The organism is Paeniglutamicibacter kerguelensis (assembly GCF_017876535.1).
Lineage (GTDB): Bacteria > Actinomycetota > Actinomycetes > Actinomycetales > Micrococcaceae > Paeniglutamicibacter > Paeniglutamicibacter kerguelensis.
The window spans coordinates 3650716-3670064 of sequence record NZ_JAGIOF010000001.1; the positions used below are offsets into that span (position 1 = coordinate 3650716).

Consider the following 19349-nt stretch of genomic DNA (forward strand, 5'->3'; position numbering starts at 1 on the left):
CGCCCGGCAGTGAACCAATCGTTCCGGAGCCGATCCGGTTCACATTATTACGAATGATTCTTATTTGCAATATGCTGACGGGCATGAAACCCACCCACACCGAATACGTCTCGATCGAAACTCAGACCGCTGAACGTCGAGCGCGTCGCACCATTGTGGTGACTACCGCTTTTGCCTCGATACTGGCGCTCGCATCCTGCGCCACCGCACCAGCGCCCGCCACCAACCCTGGACCGACAACGACTTCAAACCAGGACCCGAAGAACGATGCAGACACCGCAAAGGACGGATCCCCGCAGACAACGGAATCCCGAACGGCTCAGCCGCGCCTGGCTGTAACATACGACGGCGGCGTCCTTGTGCTGGGTGCCACCGATGGAAAGGTCGTCTCCGATTTCCGGATTGACGGATTCAACCGTGTGAACCCTGCTGGCGACGGACGGCATGTCCTCGTATCCACAGCCGGAGGGTTCCAAGTCTTGGACACGGGGTCTTGGTCCGAAGTCCACGGCGATCATTTCCACCACTTTGTTTCCAATCCGACACTCAAAGAACAGAAGTTCCCGGCGCAACAACCCGGGCATGCCGTCCACCATGGTGGACAAACGGTTCTCTTCGATGACGCAACAGGAAACGTCAGCATCTTCGATCCAAGGGCCTTGTCGAAAGAAACGCTGCCCAAGACCAAGGATCACAAAACCCCGCAAGCGCACCATGGCGTCGCCGTGTCGCTGGAGAACGGGCGGCTGCTCGTCACGGAAGGTAACAGCGAGTCCCGCTCAGGCATCGCCCTTCTGGGTGAGGCAAAAACGGACGGCAGCAGAAGCACGATTGCGACAAGCACTGACTGCCCAGGTGTTCACGGCGAAGCCGCAGCCCGGGACGAGGCAATAGTCGTTGGGTGTGAAGACGGTTTGCTCGTGGTGAAGAACGGGAAAATCACCAAGGTTTCATCACCGGACGCCTACGGACGGATCGGCAACCAATCCGGAAACGAAAACTCATCCGTGGTTCTTGGCGACTACAAGATGGACAAAGACGCGGAATTGGAACGCCCCACGACCTTCTCGCTCACGGACACCGCCACCAACGAGCTTCGGCTGGTTGACACGGACTTTTCGTATTCTTTCCGCTCGCTGGGACGCAACAAATCGGGTGGCGCCCTCGTGCTCGGCACGGATGGAAAGCTACACATCTATGATCCGTCCACAGGGAAAGAAAAATCCGTCATCAAGGTTGTTGACGAGTGGGAAGAGCCACTGGACTGGCAAGAGCCCCGGCCGACTCTGCTAGTGCAGGGAGAAACTGCCTTTGTCACCAATCCGGCCACCAAGGAGCTGCACACCGTCGACCTCAAGAAAGGCAAGGTGATTCAAAGTATCGTCTTGCCAGAAATCCCGAATGAATTAGCGATCGCATCCAGTTAGCCGACGGCCCGTTGGGATCGATATGGCATCTATCCCACGGTTTCAACGGTTCCCCGCGTCCGCCAGGACATTTATGTCGACACAGCGAAACGGGTCAACAAAACTTTTGACCCTCAAACCAGAACGAACCCGGGCACCTGCATTCCAACCCGTTGGCGAGCGGACCTTCGCGAATTGAATCGGCGATTCGTCCTGTCCAGGCAACGTGGCACCCGAGCGTTGGAGGGCCGTCCCATGCTCCTGTCTCCGGGAAAGAAGGCTGTCAGGGTCGAATTGCATGTCGGCAGCCGCAACGTCTTCGTCGACGCCGGGTTCACCGAAGTCGACCATTTCACCCTGCGGCGGGTGGTCGCGCGCATTGTTTTCACAATGCCGCGCCCTGTCCTAACATGCAACGCCATGCCCTGGCACATGGAATCCATAGGCTTGCCCTCCAGAGTCATAACTACCTCATGCAAGGTGCGAGTGATGAGAGCACCGGCCGGATCCAAGATGCATTCCCCCGCATCGTGGACCCGGCCGGTGCTCAAACCTTTAACGGGAGAATCAGGTTACGACGCATCAATCGCGGCGGCAACTTACCGGGGCAATACACACGATGGCCCGGACGCGGATGCAGCTCGAGATCACGACAAAAGAACAGGTGGAGCGACGAACCGCGACCACAGGAGACTTCGGCACATCCTCGCGCAACCACGAGGTTGAATGCATGGGACGTCGCGATTTAGAACCGCACCCTAGGCGCTGCGCTCCTGCGACTCCCTCGCCGTGAAAAGCCCTCCAAGAACCGAGCACGCCGCACCGCGCGCCAGCGCAACATGATCCGTGACGGTGGTTTCCAGTTGGGGCGCCGGAGTGTTCGAATGTTCGTATTGCCGAAGGAATGATTCCTTGGTTTGTTCGGCGAACGTCCCGAGTCGGGCCTCGGGAGCGAACCCGACGACCACTTTTTCCGGGCCGAGGACCTTGGCCACGTTCGCCATGCCAACCCCCAGATGCCAGGCCGCCTTGGAGATGACTTCGTGATCCAGTTCGTGATCAATGGCCCGCGCGGTTCCGCCACTCCGTTCAATCGCGTGGCGCATCCCCCAAAGACTTCCGCGTGTTTCCAGACAATCCTCCGCGCCGCAGTGGCACAGTCTCACTGGCTCGGCTCCTGTAATCGCCCGAGAATGGGCAAAACCACCGGCCGAACCGTTGAAGCCTGGCTGGATACGCCCCTCAACCACCACAGCTGCACCCAAACTCATGCCAACGCTGAAAACCAGCAATTCGCTCACCGTAAACGAACCGTCGAAGAGCAGTCCGCGGGCATAGGCATTGGCATAGCTATCGATTACCACGGCTTCACCAAGCACATCCTCCAGCAGCGCCTGGAAAGATACGTCGGCCCAGCCCAGCGCGCCGCTATGCCTGACCACGCCGCTTGCCTGATCTACAATGCCGGACAGGGTGACCCCCACGCCGATGAGCTGCGACAGCTTCCCACCTGCCGCTTGACGGACCGCGTTACCCACGGCTTCCGCCGCATCGGCAGGGTCGGTGGAAGCCAGCGACTCCCGGTGAGTCGACACCACACCGCCGCGCAGATCAACAACGACGGCGAGCGCCTCCGTTGGCGAAAGTCGCACACCTGCGGCAAATACTCCGTCAAGGCCAAGTTCGAGCAGTCGCGCGGGCCTGCCGCCGGTATCCCGGACTGTCTCAGTCTCAACCACCAGGCCGCCACGGATGAGCTTTCCCGTAATACCGGTGACGCTCGCGGCACTCAACCCTGTTTGGGTTGCCACCGTCGCCCGAGACACAGGTGCCTGGGTACGGAGAATATCGAGGATCAGCGCCTCGTTGATCTCTCGAATCAGGGCCTTACTTCCTGCGCGTGGCTTCATCTGACCTACCCCCTTCGGTTACTACGTCTGGAAACTCTTCGACCCCAGCGTCGATTCCGGCGCCATCTCTTCAACCCATCATACTTAGTTTAGTCATTGACAAAAGGATTGACGCTCACTAATCTCAAACCATGAATATCGACGACGCTGTGACTGGGCACACGCTCAGCGACATCCCCAAGCTTAGGATTCTACTAAGCATCCCCGCAGCCGAGTTCAACGCTTTCATCCCGGCTGCGACACGCACGGCACTGGATGAACTTGGACATGTCACCTCGATTGCGCCGTCCGACCTCCAATCCCCCGGCGCCTTTGCCCGGGCCGCATTCGATGCAGACGTGTTTATTACCGCGTGGGGCTTTCCGAAGCTGGACGCCGACCGCCTGTCCCTCGCACCAAATCTTCGCTGTGTCATTCATGCAGCTTCTTCCCTGCATGCATTGGTGAGCGACGATTTTTGGGCCACGGGCATCCCGGTCTCCCAGGCAGGTGCCGCGATGGCGCCGGCCGTCGCCGAACTGTCCTTGGCCTTCACGCTGAACCTCCTGCGCCGCATCAACAGACTCGATCACGGCCTTCGCAACGGCGAAACCTGGGATGGCACGCGAAACATTCGCCGGGCCCGGGAGATTTGCGGGGCGCGCATTGGCGTAGTGGGGGCTTCGCGCACGGGACGACGCTACATCCAGGCCTGCCAAGCCTTGGGCGCGGACGTGCGGATCTACGACCCGTACGTGCAGGAATCCGATCCGCTGGCCGCCCTCTCCACTGACCTCGAGTCACTCTTCGCAACCAGCGACGTTATCGCGGTCCATGCCCCGTCCACCCCGGAGACCACGGGGCTGATCGGCGCCAGCCACCTGGCGCTGCTACCCGACGGCGCCGGCTTCATCAACACCGCCCGCTCCACCATCGTGGACATGGACGCCCTCTACACCGAGGTTTCCTCCGGTCGCCTTGACGCCGCGCTCGACGTCTTTGACCTCGAACCCCTGCCCGCGGATGACCGCTGGAGATCACTGCCCAACGCACTGCTGACACCGCATCTCGGCGGCGCCACCGCGAACTCACGTCGGCGCGCTGGCCTGATTGTCGTCGATGAACTACGCAGATTCCTGGGTGGCCTCCCTATGGAACACGCTTTGACCCGAACCGACCTCGAGAAAATGGGATGACCCTCATGCGCAACATCCTCCTGATCCACTGTCACGACCTGGGACGTTTCGTCGGCGCCTATGGCGTTGAAACGGTGTCCACCCCGCATCTTGATACCATGGCCGAAGAATCCGTGCTCTTCGAGCAGGCTTTCTCGACGGCGCCGCACTGCAGCCCGGCCCGGGCCTCCCTCTTCACGGGGAACTACCCGCAGTCCAACGGCGTGCTCGGCCTGACCCACGAGCCGTTCGACTGGGACCTGAACGACCCCAAGACGCACCTGGCACACCGCCTCAAGACGGCCGGCTACCAAACCGAACTGGTCGGCGTGCACCACGAGTCACGGGTGCTGGCCGATGAGGTCGTCGCCGAGCGGCTTGGTTTCGACCGTGCCCGCACCGGCGGCGCCCGCGACGTCGTCGTGGAGCGTGCCACCGAGGCGTTGCGGCGCATGGCAACCGAAAACGCACCGTTCTACTTGCAAGTGGGCTTCACCGAACCGCACCGTGTGCCCTCCGAACGCGATCGGCCGGGGGTCATGGGATTCCTCGCCGACGGGGTCGACCCCGATGCCGCACGCGGGCTCACGGTCCCGGGCCACCTGGTTGACGATCCGGGAGCCCGCGAGGAAATCGCCGAACTCCAGGGCGCCGTCAGGCACATGGACGAGGGCGTCGGCAGCATCCTGGCCGCGCTCGAGGCACTGGGACTGCGGGATGAAACCCTGGTGGTCTTCACCACCGACCACGGGCTCGCCCTCCCCCGCGCCAAATGCACCCTGTACGACGCGGGATTGGGTGTCGCGATGATGATCCGCAACCCGGCGCACCCGGCGTGGAGGTCCCGCCGGATCGCCGGGATCGTCAGCCACGTGGACGTCGTCCCCACGCTGCTTGACCTGACCGGGCTGCCGGTGCCGGACCGGTTGCCGGGCACCAGCCTGCGGCCGGCCGTCGAGTCGGGCGAGGAGGCGCGCACCCACTGCTTCAGCCAGTTGTCGTACCACACCTACTACGACCCCAAGCGTTCGGTGCGCACCCCCACCCACAAGCTCATCGTCAATTTCTCCAACGCTCCACGGGCCATGGATCCCACCCAATCGTGGGTTCACCGCAGTTTGCCCGCGGACCTCAACGGACCGACCATCGGCACCAGTCCGGTCAGGGAACTCTACGACCTCCGAACCGACCCGGAGGAACTGGAGAACCTGGCCGAGGATCCGGCCCAGGAAGACACGCTTGCATCGCTATCGGCGGCGCTCCTTGACTGGATGCGGGAATGCGAGGATCCCCTGCTCAACACCGGAACCGCAACCAAACGCCACCGCGATGCCCTGCAATACCTGTTGGGTGCACGGCACGCGCCCACACCCGTCCAACCCGAGCTCGCCATCAGTTAGAACCACCACGCACCACACCCGAAGCGGCCGCCAGGTCCGCACATCCACTCCAGCAGAAGGTTAAGAACATGATCACCCAGAAGTTCCGTGGCCCTCGCGCCACGCGTTCAGCGGTAGCAACCGCAGCTATCTTTACCGCCGCAGCACTGACGCTTTCGGCCTGTGGCTCCTCCTCGGCCTCCCCGGAAGCCAATAGCGGCCAGAAGAAAAGCGAAGTCACGCTCTGGATGTACCCTGTCATCAAGGATGAGACGGCCAGCAAGAAGTACTGGCAGGACACCGAGGCCGCATTCGAGAAGGCAAACCCGAACATCGACCTGGCCATCGAACTCCAGACGTTCGAGAAGCGTGACCCCCAGATCTCCGCGGCTCTCGCCGCGGGTTCGGGACCCGATGTGGTCCTCATTACCCCCGACCAGGCTGCCACCTACAAGAACGTGCGCGGTCTGCTGCCGGTGGACAAAGCGGTGGAAAAGGACAAGGACTCCTTCTACCCGACGACGCTCGAGGCAGCGACCTTCGACGGCGAGCTGTACGGCGTCCCGATCTTCCAGAACGTCAACACTGCCGCGTACAACACCAAGATCTTTGCCGATGCCGACCTCCCGTTGCCCAAGACCTGGGATGACCTGCGCAGCGCGGCACCGGTGCTCGCCAAGAAGGGCATCGCCGTCATGGACTACGCAGGCAGCCCCGAGCAAACACTCAACCTGTCCTTCTACCCCCTGCTGTGGCAGGCGGGCGGAACCGTTTTCACCGACGATGCCAAGGACGTCGCATTCGACTCCGAGGCCGGGGAAGCCGCCCTGCAGTTGTTGATCGACCTGAAGAAGCTCGGCGGACTACCCGTTGATGCCGCCACCGACGGCCCCAAGGTGGAAGGCGCCCCGATCGCCGCCGGAAAGGTCGCCATGCGTGCCACCACCTCCCTGGCCGAACTCAAGCAGATGCGGGCGGCCCTCGGTGAGGAAAACGTGACACTGAGAGCTCCCTTGCAGGGCACCGTCCAGGCGACCTATGGCAACCCCGGACTGCTGGCACTGACGTCCATCAACAAGAAGGACAATCGGGACGCTGCCTACACGCTCATGTCCTACCTGAGCTCCGCGGAATCGCAGAAGGCCTTGAACGCGGCGGCGGGAAACCTGCCGACGCGCACCGACGCCGGGACCCCGAGCTCGGATCCGGACCTGGTGGCCATGAACGAGGCCTTGAAAACCGCAAACCCGGGAGAATCCTCCCCGGTGGCACGACAGGTGATGGGCACCCTGGCCCCGAACATCCAGGCAGCCCTCCGGGGCGACGTTTCGGCCCGCGAAGCATTGGACCGTGCCGCCGAGGAAGCCCGCGGAATCCTCCAGCGCTCGGCCAAATGATCCGGGGGATGCAGTCCGGGCATCCCCAGCCCGGACCGTATCCCTATTCCCCCTCAACCCGATTGGTCACCCATGTCAGTCAACACCAGCCTCAGGTCAGCGCCGACGCGTAGGGAATCGCCGACCACACCACCCCAGCCCACGCCCACGCCCACGCCCAAACGCAACCTGGCCCGCAGGCGCGAGGCCATTGCCGGCATCTTGTTTGTCCTTCCGACACTGGTGATTTTCGGGCTCTTCAAGTTCCTCCCCATCTTCGGTGCCGGAGCCATGAGCCTGACCGAATACAGCCTCAACGGAGACGTTGAATTCCTTGGTGCCGACAACTACGCGCGCCTGGCCAGGGATCCCAACTTCTGGCAGAGCCTGCGCGTCACGCTCCTGTACGTGGTGATCTTTGTTCCCTTCATCATTGCGGTTTCGTTGGCCGGCGCCGTGCTGCTCGACAAGCTGGTCCGCTTCACCGGTACATTCCGGGCGCTGCTGTTCATCCCCTACCTGAGCTCGTTTGTCATGGCAGGCATCATCTGGACGTGGATCTTCTCCACCGACGGACCGCTGAACGCGGCCCTGGGTGCACTGGGGCTGGGCCCGGTCCCCTTCACCTCGGGTTCGCAGTGGCTCGTGCTTGCCTCCCTGGCGCTCGTCTCTGTCTGGAAGGGCTTCGGCTACTCGATGCTGATCTTCCTGGCCGGGCTCAAGGCACAGCCAGCGGAGGTGCACGAGGCGGCAAGGATCGATGGAGCCGGGGCCTGGAAGTCGTTCTTGTACGTCACCCTGCCGCTACTCAAGCCCGTTGTCTTCTTTGTCTTGGTCATCGAAACCATCATCGGTTTCCAGGTGTTCGACACCATCTACGTCATGACCGGCGGCGGCCCGGCCCGCGCCAGCCACAGCCTGATCTACTTCCTCTTCGACGAGGGCTTCAAGTTCTTCGACTTCGGTTACGCATCGGCCGTCGGCGTGGTGCTGTTTGTCATCGTGCTCATTCTTTCGCTCGTCCAGCAGCGCTTCTTTGAAGGTAAGGATTCCAAATGACCGCCGTAGCCCCGGCTCCCGTCGTCCGCCGAAACGGCATGGAGAAACGACGTCAGCGCACGCTCACCATCGTCCTTGCCGTCATTTCCCTCTTCACCGTTGCCCCGCTGATTGCCGTGGTCGTGCTGGCGCTGTCCCCGGAGAACGCACCCACGCTCCCCTACGCGATACCCAAGGAACTCACGTTCGAGAACATCATCCGCGTGCTCAACGTGGGCGAGTTCCCGCTCTGGCTGTGGAACTCGTTCATCTACTCGGCAGTTTCGGTGGTGATCGTGCTGCTCACCGCCTCCATGGCGGCCTATGCGTTTGCCCGCAAGCGCTTCCCGGGCCGCAACGCCCTGCTCTGGGCAATCATCGCAACCCTCATGGTCCCGGTCCAGGCCACTCTGATCCCCACCTTCATCATGATTTCGAGGATGGGCGGCGTGGACACGCTTTGGGGCTTGATCCTGCCGACTCTGGCCAACGCTCAGGCCATCTTCCTGATCCACCAGTTCATCCGGGACATGCCCGAGGAACTCTTCGACGCGGCCCGCATCGACGGTGCCGGGGAATGGCGCACCTTCTGGCAGATCGTCCTGCCGCTGATCCGCCCGGTCCTGGCCACGCTGGCGATCTTCGTCTTCCTCTGGCACTGGAACGACCTGCTGTGGCCGCTGGTCGTGGGCCAATCCGACGCCGCCAAAACGCTGACCGTTGGCTTGGCGACGCTGAACACGGAAACCGCATCCACCTCCAGCGTCATGGCGGCAACGCTGATCAGCTTCATCCCGTGCCTGGTGATCTTTGCCCTGCTGCAGAAGCACATCGTTGCCAGCATCACCCACAGCGGCGTGAAGGGATGAGCGCGGGTAGTGCACCGATCCGGTTCGGCCTGATCGGCGTCGATTCGCCGCACGCGCCCTCGTTCACTTCCCTGTTCGGGGACGGCATCGATGGCGCGGTGCCCGGCGGCACCGTGACACACGCGTGGAAAGGGGAAGCTGCGGCGGACTTTCCGCTCAGCTTCGAGCGCATCGACGGTTTTGAGCAGCAGGTCATCGACCTGGGGGTGAGCATGTGCGCTTCCCCCGAAGAGGTGGCCCAGGTGTGTGATGCCCTGCTGATCGTCGCCTCGGATACCCGCACGCACCGCGCGTACTTCGATCGTGTTGTGGGCTTCGGCAAGCCGATCTACGTGGACACGCGCTTTGCCACGACGTTGGATGACGCGCGGTCGATGCTCGCCGCGGCGCAGGCCTCCGGCGCCCTGGTCCTTGCCGGTTCGCCCAAACGGTTCACCCCCGAGTTCGCATCCGCGGTGGCGGCGGGCCCGGCCGAGCGAATTTCACTCACCGGTCCGTTGCCGACCCAGCCGGGACACCCCGGCCTGGCCTGGTACGGCGTCCACCTGGTGGATTTGGCCGTTACAGCACTGGGCGCCGACACCGATCTGGCCGGGGCCGTCATCGAGTCGAGTCGAGATGAGGCCGGCGGGCGCACTCGCGTCACCATCCGTTGTGTCGATGGCAGGGTGATAGACCTGGGCGGCGAAGATCAGTGGAGCGCCTTCACCGCAGGAGTCTTGGAACGGGCCGACAGCAACGCGGAGTTTTCGATCGAAGCCGGGCCACCGATGCTCGTGGGCCTGCTTGAGGGCCTCGTCGCATCCTGCCTGGGCGGAACACCCAACGTCCCGCCGGCCGACATTCTCGGCATCGTCGCCATCGTCCAGGCCGCAAACCAGAGCCTGGACACCGGGCGCCCCGTGTCCCTGGGGAGCCTGACATGACGCAATCGGCCACAGCAACCCTGACGCGCACCATCAGGATCGGCGTGGACATCGGTGGCACGAAAACCGAAACCGTCGCCATCGATGCGGACAACAACGTCCTGCATACCCTGCGCCGTCCCACCGGTTTTGGTGCAGACGAGGTTCTTCGCAGCCTCCACACGGTGGTCAGCGAACTGCGCGGGACACCGGCCCTGGATGGGCTGCCCGTCACGAGCCTGGGAATCGGCATTCCCGGAACTGTCGATACGGCCACGGGCCTGGTGTCGAGTGCGGTCAACGTCGGCTTGGGCAGCCTGGAACTCGGGGCACTGGCCCAGGGCGAACACGGGCTTCCAGTCACCGTGGAAAACGACGTCAACGCCGCGGCCCTCGGCGCCCACCATGTCTTGGGCACCACGGAACAATCACGGTCCAGCGCGTACCTCAACCTCGGGACGGGCCTGGCCGCCGGATATGTCTCCTGCGGCCAGCTGGTCCGTGGAGCCTCGGGTGCTGCCGGGGAAATCGGGCACCTCACGCTCGGATTGCTTGATGAACCCTGCCCGTGCGGGCAACGCGGATGCCTGGAACTCGTCGCCTCGGGATCGGGTATCGCCCGACAGTGGAGAGGCGGGGGCCGCTGGCCGGCAGTCTCGCTCTTCAACGATGCCGCGGCGGGAAACCCCGAGGCACGCTCCATCCAACAGCGGTTCTTCCACGGGACGGCAACGGCGATTCGCATTCTTGGACTGACATTCGATCCTGCTTCCATTTATGTGGGCGGCGGCCTGAATGCGTTGGGGCAACCACTGCTGACCGGAATCCGCGAGGAACTCAAGAAGGCCGATGCCCGATCCCCGTTCCTTGCCGGGCTGTCATTGGGTCAACGCGTCAGCCTGGTTCCTCCGGGACTGCCCATTGGATCAATAGGTGCCGCCATTGCCGGATCCACCCACGTACACACCCCGCAACCACAGCAGCAAAGGTAAATCAGTGGCTGAAATCATCATAGTTCGCGACAACATTGAGGCAGGAAACATCGCGGCCTCAATCCTTCTGAAACAAATCACCGCGGTCCCCGACACGGTACTCGGTCTGGCCACAGGCTCGACACCGTTGTCCACCTACGCGGCGTTGTCGCGCTCGTTGCGCCATGCCGACCTGGATCTCTCCTGCGTCAGGGGCTTCGCGCTCGACGAATACCTGGGCGTCCCGCCGCAACACCCGGAAAGCTATCGCTCGGTGATTTCTCGCGAAGTCGTGGAACCAATGGGGCTCGACCCCAACCGTGTCTTCACGCCGCGGGGCACCGGGAGCAACATCGAGGAGGCCGGCAACGAATATGAGGAAATGATCACGGCAGCCGGCGGCATTGATGTCCAAATCCTCGGTATCGGCTCCAACGGCCACATTGCCTTCAACGAACCGGGATCCTCACTTGCATCCCGCACCCGGATCAAGGCCCTGACAGCTCAAACCCGCAGCGACAACGCCAGATTCTTCGACTCCCTCGATGAGGTCCCCACACACTGCATCACCCAGGGGCTTGGCACCATTCAAGAAGCCCGGCATCTGTTGTTGCTTGCCTTTGGTGCCAATAAGTCCCGGGCACTTGCCGCGGCCGTTGAAGGACCGGTTTCCGCAACCATCCCCGGGTCGATCATCCAACTTCATCCCCACGTCACGGTCATCGTGGACGAAGAAGCGGCCGCGGAGCTTACAGGATCCGAGTACTACCGGCAGGCCAGCCAAGCTGCCGCCGGCATCGCCCTCTCGGGCGTACTCGCCTGACAGGGAAAGTGTCACGGCAGTCTCGACGGCCGCGTGTCCCGTTTCCATCTGTGCACTTGCCACTGAACACGCGGATATCCTGAGAACCACATCCAAGGAGGGACAGTCAATTTGCTGCCGCTAAGTACTTCACCCCAACACCCCGAACCCAGCTGTTGCACGCCCTCACGCGCCGCTGAAACAGCAACTTCGGGCACAACGAGCGACTGTCAGGGCTCGCGAGGGGAGTCTCCCCTGGGTGTGCGCGATGAGGCATTGGTGCCGGGCGGAACGTTCCTCATGGGCGATGCCTTCGGCGAGGGCTACCCGGCCGATGGCGAAACCCCAGTGCACAAGGTCCGGCTCGAGGCGTTTCGAATCGACGCGACGGCAGTAACCAATTCGATGTTCGCAGAATTCGTGGCGAGCACGGGTTACCGGACCGAAGCCCAGCAGTACGGTTCTTCGGCGGTGTTTCATTTGCTTTCCGCTGCAGCGCGACCCGATATTCTCGGGACGGCGGCCGGGGCTCCGTGGTGGTTGAACATTCGCGGTGCGGACTGGGCGCACCCGACCGGGCCCGATTCCCACTGGCAAGACATTCCGGACCACCCCGTCATTCACGTCTCTCATCATGACGCACTGGCATACTGCGTCTGGGCCGGACGCCGTCTGCCGACCGAGGCCGAGTGGGAGTACGCCGCCCGCGGCGGTCTGGTGTCGCAGCGCTTTGCCTGGGGAAACGAACTAACACCCGGCGGCGAACACCGCTGCAACATCTGGCAAGGAACCTTTCCGACCAGTAACACCCTCGATGACGGGCATCTCGGGACCGCCCCGGTGAAGTCTTTCCCGCCCAACGGATACGGACTCTTCGATATGGCGGGCAACGTCTGGGAATGGTGCGCAGACTGGTTCCTGCCCAAGTACTACCGGAACTCCCCCGTCGATGCCCCCCAAGGCCCGACCATCGGATCCGGACGGGTCATGCGCGGAGGTTCATACCTCTGCCATGCCTCCTACTGCGAACGCTATCGAGTCGCCGCCCGAACATCCAACACCCCTGATTCATCCTCTGGCAACTGCGGTTTCCGGACCGTTGCGCGAACCGAATCCACTGTTGTCGACAACTGAAACAGTCGCACCGAAGAGCACGAGGATCCGAACCTCCGGGCGTTGGCCTGTTTTCTCATGCGCATTTATTTCCCTTAAGAAGAGCGCCGACAGCCGGCAAAAAACGTAACCGCTGGCTCAATCCCCGACGCCAGTGAACCCTGAGGCTTACACTCTAGGGATGCACCGCGCCGGTGTGCGCCCACTGAGAGGAAAACATCGATGTCCGGAGGCAACCGAGAACCCGGACGCAGCGTCACCTCCAAGGTCCTGGCCATCATTGAGGTCTTTGAAGCCTCCCGTCGGTCACTGAGCCTGACCGAAATTTCCGAGTTGTCCGGAGTCCCGATGAGCACCGCACACCGTCTGGTCACGGAACTGTTGGAGTGGGGCATGCTAAGTCGTGGCCCCAACGGCAAAATCCAATTGGGGCTGCGCATATGGGCAATCGCGCAGAACGCAGGACGCCCATTGCGTGATGCAGCCAAGCCTTACATCCAAGATCTCTTCTCACTCACGAGGGAAACCAGCCAGCTGGCCGTGCGCGACGGCGACATGGCGCTCTACGTCGAACGCGTCTACAGCAGCCAAAGAATTCCGCGCACCACGCGCGTGGGCGGTCGACTTCCACTGCACGCCACCGCGGTGGGCAAGGTGATGCTCGCCTACTCCGCGGACTGGGTGGCGGATGCCTATCTCCAACGCCCGCTGGCCGCGCTCACCGGTCACACCCACGTCAATTCCGCACGCCTGCGGGATGAACTGGCCCAGGTCCGGGAGCAGGGATACGCAACGACCCAGGAGGAGGTTCGTATCGGCTCTTGCTCCATTGCGGTACCGGTATTCCACACGGGACGTTTCTCCTGCTCCATCGCGCTGGTGGTGCCCTCGACTCATGCCTCGGGCATGGCCCGCCGGCTTCCGGCCTTGCACGGGATTTCCAAGCGCATCGAAGCAGCCACCGCGCATATTCCGCTGGGAACACTGCTGGGCACCGCCATCAATCCTGAGCCGGCACCGACGCCCTTCGAATAGAACGTCGTCGGACGGGATGCGGCTTTCCGCTGAGTGGAAGTGATTCGTTTCCATCCGGCACGTCCAGGACAAGACTTGAGGCCATGATTATTGCCCGTCCACAGCATCGGGCCCACCCTATTTTTGGCCCATCCATGCAAGGAACCTCCGCGCGCCATGACTACAGTTTCCGATTTCGACCCCGGCGCGACCTTCGCCGCCGATTACCCGCAGTTACCTATTCCAGCGCAGGGGCGGGTCGACACCAGCCCGATAGTGCTTACCGCGGCCCTGGATGAATCCCTGAACCCGGTCTGGGCAGCAGTTGTTCCGGAAACACGGGCCCGCCGAAACGACTTCCACCTGCCCATCTCCCTGGCATACGCCCGCCGCCTTTGTGATGCCCATCCGCAGGCGAATCGCGAGCTGGTGCTGGTTGCCACGCTGCTCCACGACACCGGATGGGCGCATGTGGATGAAAGCAAGATCATTTCCGATGGTTTCCGCGGGGATTGGCGCAAGGCCGAAATCCGCTTCGAACATGAGCGCCTGGGCTGTGCCGTGGCCCGTCGGGTTCTGCCGTCGCTGGGTTACAGCACCGAGTTCATCAATGGGGCCTGCAGGATCATCGACGGACACGACACCCGCCCTCTGGCCCACTCCATCGAAGACGCATTGATGCGCGACGCTGACAGGCTGTGGCGTTTCGACACCACCGGGATCGCGGTGGTCTCCGGCTGGTTAGACATGACTCCCGCTGCCTACACGGACCGTCTGGAATCGGAAATCATTCCCGAGCTGATCACTTCCGCAGCCGTCGACATGGCCATGGCCGACTTGGGTCGCTCACGTACCCTTCTGCAAACGGGGATTCTGAGATGAGTGCCGTCTCAGTGGTGGGGCCGCGTTGGCATTGGCCACCGGCCCGGGTGTAGGCCGCGAAAATTACACGTTCACATGCAACGTGATGCCCTGACACATGGAATCCATAGGCTTGCCCCCTAGAGTCATAACTACCTCATGAAGGTGCGAGTGATGAGAGCACCGGCCGGATCCAAGATGCATTCCCCCGCATCGTGGACCCGGCCGGTGCTCAAACCTTTAAGGCCACTCCCCAGAGAATTTCCGTGCCGAGCCGGCAACCTCGAATCGAGAATGCGCCACCGAGTGCAGCGGGTGCACAATCGAGGCATGGACAGCATGTCCGCTCAGCAGCGTTCCCAACTCATGTCGAAGATCAGGGGCAAAAACACCAAGCCCGAGCTTTTCGTGCGCAGATTGCTGCACGCCGCTGGATACCGTTTTCGGCTGCAAGGGAGTATTCCGCGCTCAACGCTGGAAAATATTCTCAAGGAGCACCCGGATGCGCACTTGCCCGGCGGCAAGCTCCCGGGCCGACCCGACATCGTCTTTTCCGCACGCCACCAGGTGGTCTTTGTCAATGGTTGCTTCTGGCACCTCCACGACTGCCCCGATGGCCAGCACGCACCGCAGACAAATGCGGAGTTCTGGGAAGCCAAGCGCACCGCAACGCGCGGACGGGACCAACGCACCATCGTTGCCCTGAGGGAGCTCGGCTGGGAGTCGATGGTCTTGTGGGAATGCGAACTCGGTGACCCGAAAGTCGTTCTTGACCGCCTCACCGGGTTCCTCGGACCAACGGACGGCTCCACCGTGGCAGTGTGAAATCCGGCTAGAGGTCTCTAGCCAAGGGGTGAAGCTTCCACATAGCCTTGGGACGACCAAGTTGAAAAGGGGAGGACTACCCGACATGCGCCAATTGGTTTACTACGTTGCCCTGACCCTCGATGGATTCATCGCCGGTCCGCAGGATGAAGTCGATTTCTTCGAGGGTTCCGATGAATACACGCAGCACATGATTGGGAACTACTCCGATACATTGCCTCAGCACGGACGCGAGCAACTCGGCATCGGACAGGCACCGCTGACCCGGTTCGACACTGTAGTGATGGGACGGCGCACCTACGATCCGGCGCTCCAGATGGGCATTGCGAGTCCCTACCCACACCTGCGCCAAATCGTTTTTTCGCGCAGTCTCTACTCAACGGATCCCGAGGTGTTGATCACCGATGCGGATCCACGTCGGGTCATCCGAGCGCTGAAGAACGAGGATTCACCGCTCGATATCTACCTGGCCGGCGGTGGCCAGCTGGCCGCCTCCTTGCTGCCGGAAATCGATGAAATCATCATCAAGCGATACCCCGTGTTCATTGGTTCAGGCATTCGCCCGTTCGGCACGGACTTCGCCCCCAAACAGTTCACGATGACCAAGAGCATCGTCTTCGACCCCGGCAACTCGATCACGAGTTTCAGGCCGACGACGGTGTAGGTCAGGTCTCGATTTTTGCAGTGCCGCGGGATCCAGCCGCTTCCCACAGGGCGATAAATTTCAAGTAACCAGTCCCATCCGGGGGCCACAAAACGTCTTAATGCGAGATGCATACGATTTGAAGTCGCCCCCAAATGGCACCCAAAACACGTTGATGACCTCATACAAAGCAGGGTGACACGGGGTTTCGGAATGCTCGAAATCCTACGCGTGCCATGCCTATATTGAAGCCGGTGGACGCCATAACGCGCGACCACGCAGCATGCACGCCTAGTCAACGAAGCAGGGCCACAGCGCTACTCGGTCCCGTTCGTGACGGAAACGAGGAACCCATGTCAGCACCGGCACCCGCAATCACCGCAGCAGAAGAAACCGACGCAGCAGGCTTCGCTGCCGAGTGGCAAGCCTGGCACCAGCAGCGGTTGCAGGTGCTCGCCTCACCCCACGGATTCCTCGCGGTGACCGACCTGCACTGGCTGACGCATGAGCCCACACGCTTCGACGGGATCCCCGGCCAGTGGTGGGTCTCGGATGATTGGCTCTACGTGGAACTCGCCACCGACGAGAGCCTGCTACTGAACGGCAAGGCGGTTTCCGGGGTCCAGAAGCTGGGCAGCATCGCCGAACGCGACGGGTTCGACCTTGGCCACGGGGAAACCATCATCGAAGCAGCCAAGCGCGGCGGCAAATACATCCTGCGCCCGCGCCACCCGCAAAACCCGTTGTTGCAGGACTTCAACGGCGTCCCGGCCTACACTCCGGACCTGCGCTGGCGCATCACCGGCAGCTACCGCCGCTTCGAGACACCCCGGCCCACCCTTGTCGGTGCGGCAGTGGAGGGCATCGAGCACATCTATGAGGCACCCGGCAAGGTGGTGTTCGAACTCGACGGGGAAACCCACTCCCTCACGGCCTTCAACGGCCATGCCGAGGGAACCTTGAACTTCCTGTTCACCGACGCAACGTCGGGAAAGACCACCTATGCGGCCAACCGTTCGCTTGCCGTGGCCACGCCTACCGAGGACGGAATCGTCGTTTTGGACTTCAACAGGGCGGTGAACCTTCCGTGCGCCTTCACCGATCTGGCCACCTGCCCGTTGCCGCCGGCAGAGAACCGGCTGACCGTGGCCATCGAGGCCGGCGAGCAAACGCCGTTCGAACGCTCAGCCAACTGATCCCCAGCCCGCAAAGGCAGCTCCCCTGGAGGTCGCGGCCCGCATAGGCCGCGGGCTAGGTCGCGGAGCGGAAACGTGTGGCGAACCCGTTGATGATCAGCGCGAGGAACACCAGCATGCAGAGCACGGCTCCGATCTCAAACGTGAGGTTGATTCCGGTGGCTGTGGCGTGGTGGTCGGCCGAGGTGTGCGCGGCGATGACCGCACCCGAGATGGCTGTGCCAAAGGAGCTGCCGATGGTGCGCAGGACCTGGTTGAAACTCACCGAGCTGCCCAGTTCTTCGGTCGCCACGCTGCGTGCAATCAGCGCCGGCATGGCGGCATAGGCGGCGCCCAGACCCAGCCCGAAGAGCAGCATTCCCAGCAGGATCTCCCAGAGTTCACTGTGGGCCAGCCACAGCACCGATCCGGCGACGGCCATGAGCGCGGCCCCGATGGGCAGCAGCGTTGCCAGGGAGAACCTGTGGCCCAGGCGATGCACCAGGCGGTTGGCCGCAAAGCTGCCCACCGACAGCGGGAACATCACGAAGCCGGCCCAAATCACGGGCAGGGCCAAGCCGTATCCGGTGGATTCGGGGGCCTGGGCCACGAGGCTTGCCAGCGACAGTCCTATGTAGAGTGCGGCGCCAAGCCCGATCGCCGTGAGGTTGGCCAGCAGCACCTCCCCGTTCTTGAAGACATGCAGGTTGATCAGCGGGTGGTCGCTGCGCAGTTCCGTCCGGATCCACAGGGACAGCAGCACCACTGCGAACAACAGGATGCCGAGGGTCCGGGGCGAGGTCCAGCCCCAGTGGGGACCTTCACTGATGCCCAGGAGCAGGCTGCCAAGCCCGAAGGCCAGCAGCGTTGCACCCAGGTAGTCGAAGGGAATCGCGGCCGCATGTTCATCGGGGCCGTTGGGAATGACGCGGATGACAACGATGATGGCGCTAAGCACGAACAGCGCGGCGAACCAGAAGGCCCACCTGAATCCGGCGAGCCCGGCGATGATTCCCGTCAGCGGATAGCCAATGCCGATTCCGGTGGCCACGGTGACCGAGAGGCTGGAGATTGCTCCCCGAACCTTGGCGGGTTCCACGTAGCGGCGCGCCAGGGAGATGGTCACGGCGACGATTCCGTAGGTCAGGCCCTGGAGGGTGCGCCCGATCAGGAACACCGTGAAGTTCGGCGCAAGCGCAGCGATGACAGATCCGGCAAGGATGATCGCCAGGGAAACCAGCAAGAGCTTCTTTTTGTGCGGGCCATCGCTGAGCCTGCCCATCACCGGGGTGGCTATGGCACCGGCCAGGAGATTCAGCGTCAGCATCCACTGAGCGGTGCTGACTGACACCCCCATTTCCTGAGAGATCGAGGGCACCAGCAACATGCCCAGTGAGCTGACGATTGCCGTGGATAGTGCCGCATAGACCAACGCGGGCACCATGGGTGAACGGGTTTCAAGCACGCGGCGCCTCCACGCCGATCTTTTTCAGGACCGGGATGGCCGCCAGAAGGATCCTGCGTTCGTCGCTGGTCAGCTGCTCGGTGATGGCCTGGCCAATCCAGCCCTCTCCGGCCCGAATCTCTTCCTCCAGTTTTGCCCGTCCGGCTTCGGCGAGCACAATCCAGGTCTTGCGGCGGTCATCGGAATCGGGGACGCGTTCGATGAATCCCAGTTCCTCGAGTTCGGGCGTTGCCAACGATATGGCCTGGGGGCTGACCCGTATTGCTGCAGCCAGTTCCTTGCTGGTCGCCCGGCCGTGCTGCGAGAGGTGATGCAGGATTCCCACCTTGCCCGGGGAGAGTGACCGTTCGGCCCGCATTCTCCTCAGCAGGGGATGCAGCGCCTCGAGGAATTCCCTGACGAATACGGGGTCTGGTGTACTTTCGGAAGTCATCGTTAAATCA

18 protein-coding genes are annotated in these 19349 nt (G+C 62.5%); 15 read left to right on the plus strand and 3 right to left on the minus strand.

The features are described from left to right. Positions 1-83 precede the first annotated feature (83 nt). Positions 84-1427 (plus strand): zinc metallochaperone AztD, encoded by a 1344-nt coding sequence (gene aztD / locus JOF47_RS16610; protein ID WP_245356404.1) that lies wholly within the window; start codon positions 84-86, stop codon positions 1425-1427. Positions 1428-2164: 737 nt separating this feature from the next. Here the strand turns inward: aztD and JOF47_RS16615 are convergent. Beyond that, the gene (locus JOF47_RS16615) at positions 2165-3316 is read right to left on the minus strand and encodes an ROK family transcriptional regulator (RefSeq protein ID WP_210000434.1); all 1152 of its coding nucleotides are present in this window, start codon (positions 3314-3316) and stop codon (positions 2165-2167) included. Between the two features lie 131 nt (positions 3317-3447). Here JOF47_RS16615 and JOF47_RS16620 point away from each other — a divergent pair, with 131 nt between their 5' ends. The 14 genes from JOF47_RS16620 to JOF47_RS16685 all read left to right on the plus strand — a co-directional run bounded on the left by JOF47_RS16620 (position 3448) and on the right by JOF47_RS16685 (position 17462). Continuing rightward, complete coding sequence (locus tag JOF47_RS16620) at positions 3448-4491, plus strand: hydroxyacid dehydrogenase (RefSeq protein WP_210000437.1); 1044 nt, start codon at positions 3448-3450, stop codon at positions 4489-4491. 5 nt (positions 4492-4496) lie between these two features. Then, complete coding sequence (locus JOF47_RS16625; RefSeq protein ID WP_210000441.1) at positions 4497-5870, plus strand: sulfatase family protein; 1374 nt, start codon at positions 4497-4499, stop codon at positions 5868-5870. Between the two features lie 68 nt (positions 5871-5938). Beyond that, positions 5939-7246, plus strand: coding sequence for an extracellular solute-binding protein (locus JOF47_RS16630; protein ID WP_210000442.1), 1308 nt, complete (start codon positions 5939-5941; stop codon positions 7244-7246). 72 nt (positions 7247-7318) lie between these two features. Beyond that, positions 7319-8284, plus strand: coding sequence for a carbohydrate ABC transporter permease (locus tag JOF47_RS16635; protein WP_245356405.1), 966 nt, complete (start codon positions 7319-7321; stop codon positions 8282-8284). Next, positions 8281-9132, plus strand: a complete 852-nt coding sequence (locus JOF47_RS16640; protein ID WP_245356406.1) for a carbohydrate ABC transporter permease — start codon at positions 8281-8283, stop codon at positions 9130-9132. Before JOF47_RS16635 ends, JOF47_RS16640 begins: the two co-directional genes overlap by 4 nt. Beyond that, complete coding sequence (locus JOF47_RS16645; protein ID WP_210000444.1) at positions 9129-10058, plus strand: Gfo/Idh/MocA family oxidoreductase; 930 nt, start codon at positions 9129-9131, stop codon at positions 10056-10058. The genes JOF47_RS16640 and JOF47_RS16645 overlap by 4 nt, the downstream gene beginning before the upstream one ends. Further along, the gene (locus tag JOF47_RS16650) at positions 10055-11029 is read left to right on the plus strand and encodes an ROK family protein (RefSeq protein ID WP_210000446.1); all 975 of its coding nucleotides are present in this window, start codon (positions 10055-10057) and stop codon (positions 11027-11029) included. Before JOF47_RS16645 ends, JOF47_RS16650 begins: the two co-directional genes overlap by 4 nt. Positions 11030-11033: 4 nt before the next feature. After that, positions 11034-11831 carry a glucosamine-6-phosphate deaminase gene (gene nagB, locus JOF47_RS16655; protein ID WP_210000447.1) on the plus strand — a complete coding sequence of 266 codons (798 nt, stop codon included), beginning with the start codon at positions 11034-11036 and terminating at the stop codon, positions 11829-11831. 234 nt (positions 11832-12065) lie between these two features. Further along, positions 12066-12944 carry a formylglycine-generating enzyme family protein gene (locus JOF47_RS16660; protein ID WP_245356931.1) on the plus strand — a complete coding sequence of 293 codons (879 nt, stop codon included), beginning with the start codon at positions 12066-12068 and terminating at the stop codon, positions 12942-12944. Positions 12945-13145: 201 nt separating this feature from the next. After that, positions 13146-13958, plus strand: coding sequence for an IclR family transcriptional regulator (locus JOF47_RS16665; protein WP_210000449.1), 813 nt, complete (start codon positions 13146-13148; stop codon positions 13956-13958). Between the two features lie 156 nt (positions 13959-14114). After that, positions 14115-14819, plus strand: a complete 705-nt coding sequence (locus JOF47_RS16670; RefSeq protein ID WP_210000450.1) for an HD domain-containing protein — start codon at positions 14115-14117, stop codon at positions 14817-14819. A gap of 309 nt (positions 14820-15128) precedes the next feature. After that, entirely contained in the window at positions 15129-15623 is a 495-nt protein-coding gene (locus JOF47_RS16675) for a very short patch repair endonuclease (protein WP_210000451.1), read from the plus strand. A gap of 85 nt (positions 15624-15708) precedes the next feature. Further along, positions 15709-16287, plus strand: a complete 579-nt coding sequence (locus tag JOF47_RS16680) for a dihydrofolate reductase family protein (protein ID WP_210000453.1) — start codon at positions 15709-15711, stop codon at positions 16285-16287. A 332-nt stretch (positions 16288-16619) separates the two neighbouring features. After that, complete coding sequence (locus tag JOF47_RS16685) at positions 16620-17462, plus strand: DUF1684 domain-containing protein (protein ID WP_210000455.1); 843 nt, start codon at positions 16620-16622, stop codon at positions 17460-17462. Between the two features lie 55 nt (positions 17463-17517). Here JOF47_RS16685 and JOF47_RS16690 read toward each other — a convergent pair whose 3' ends face one another. After that, complete coding sequence (locus JOF47_RS16690) at positions 17518-18906, minus strand: MFS transporter (RefSeq protein WP_342592821.1); 1389 nt, start codon at positions 18904-18906, stop codon at positions 17518-17520. After that, the gene (locus JOF47_RS16695; protein ID WP_210000458.1) at positions 18899-19339 is read right to left on the minus strand and encodes a MarR family winged helix-turn-helix transcriptional regulator; all 441 of its coding nucleotides are present in this window, start codon (positions 19337-19339) and stop codon (positions 18899-18901) included. The genes JOF47_RS16690 and JOF47_RS16695 overlap by 8 nt, the downstream gene beginning before the upstream one ends. Between the last annotated feature and the right edge of the window lie 10 nt (positions 19340-19349).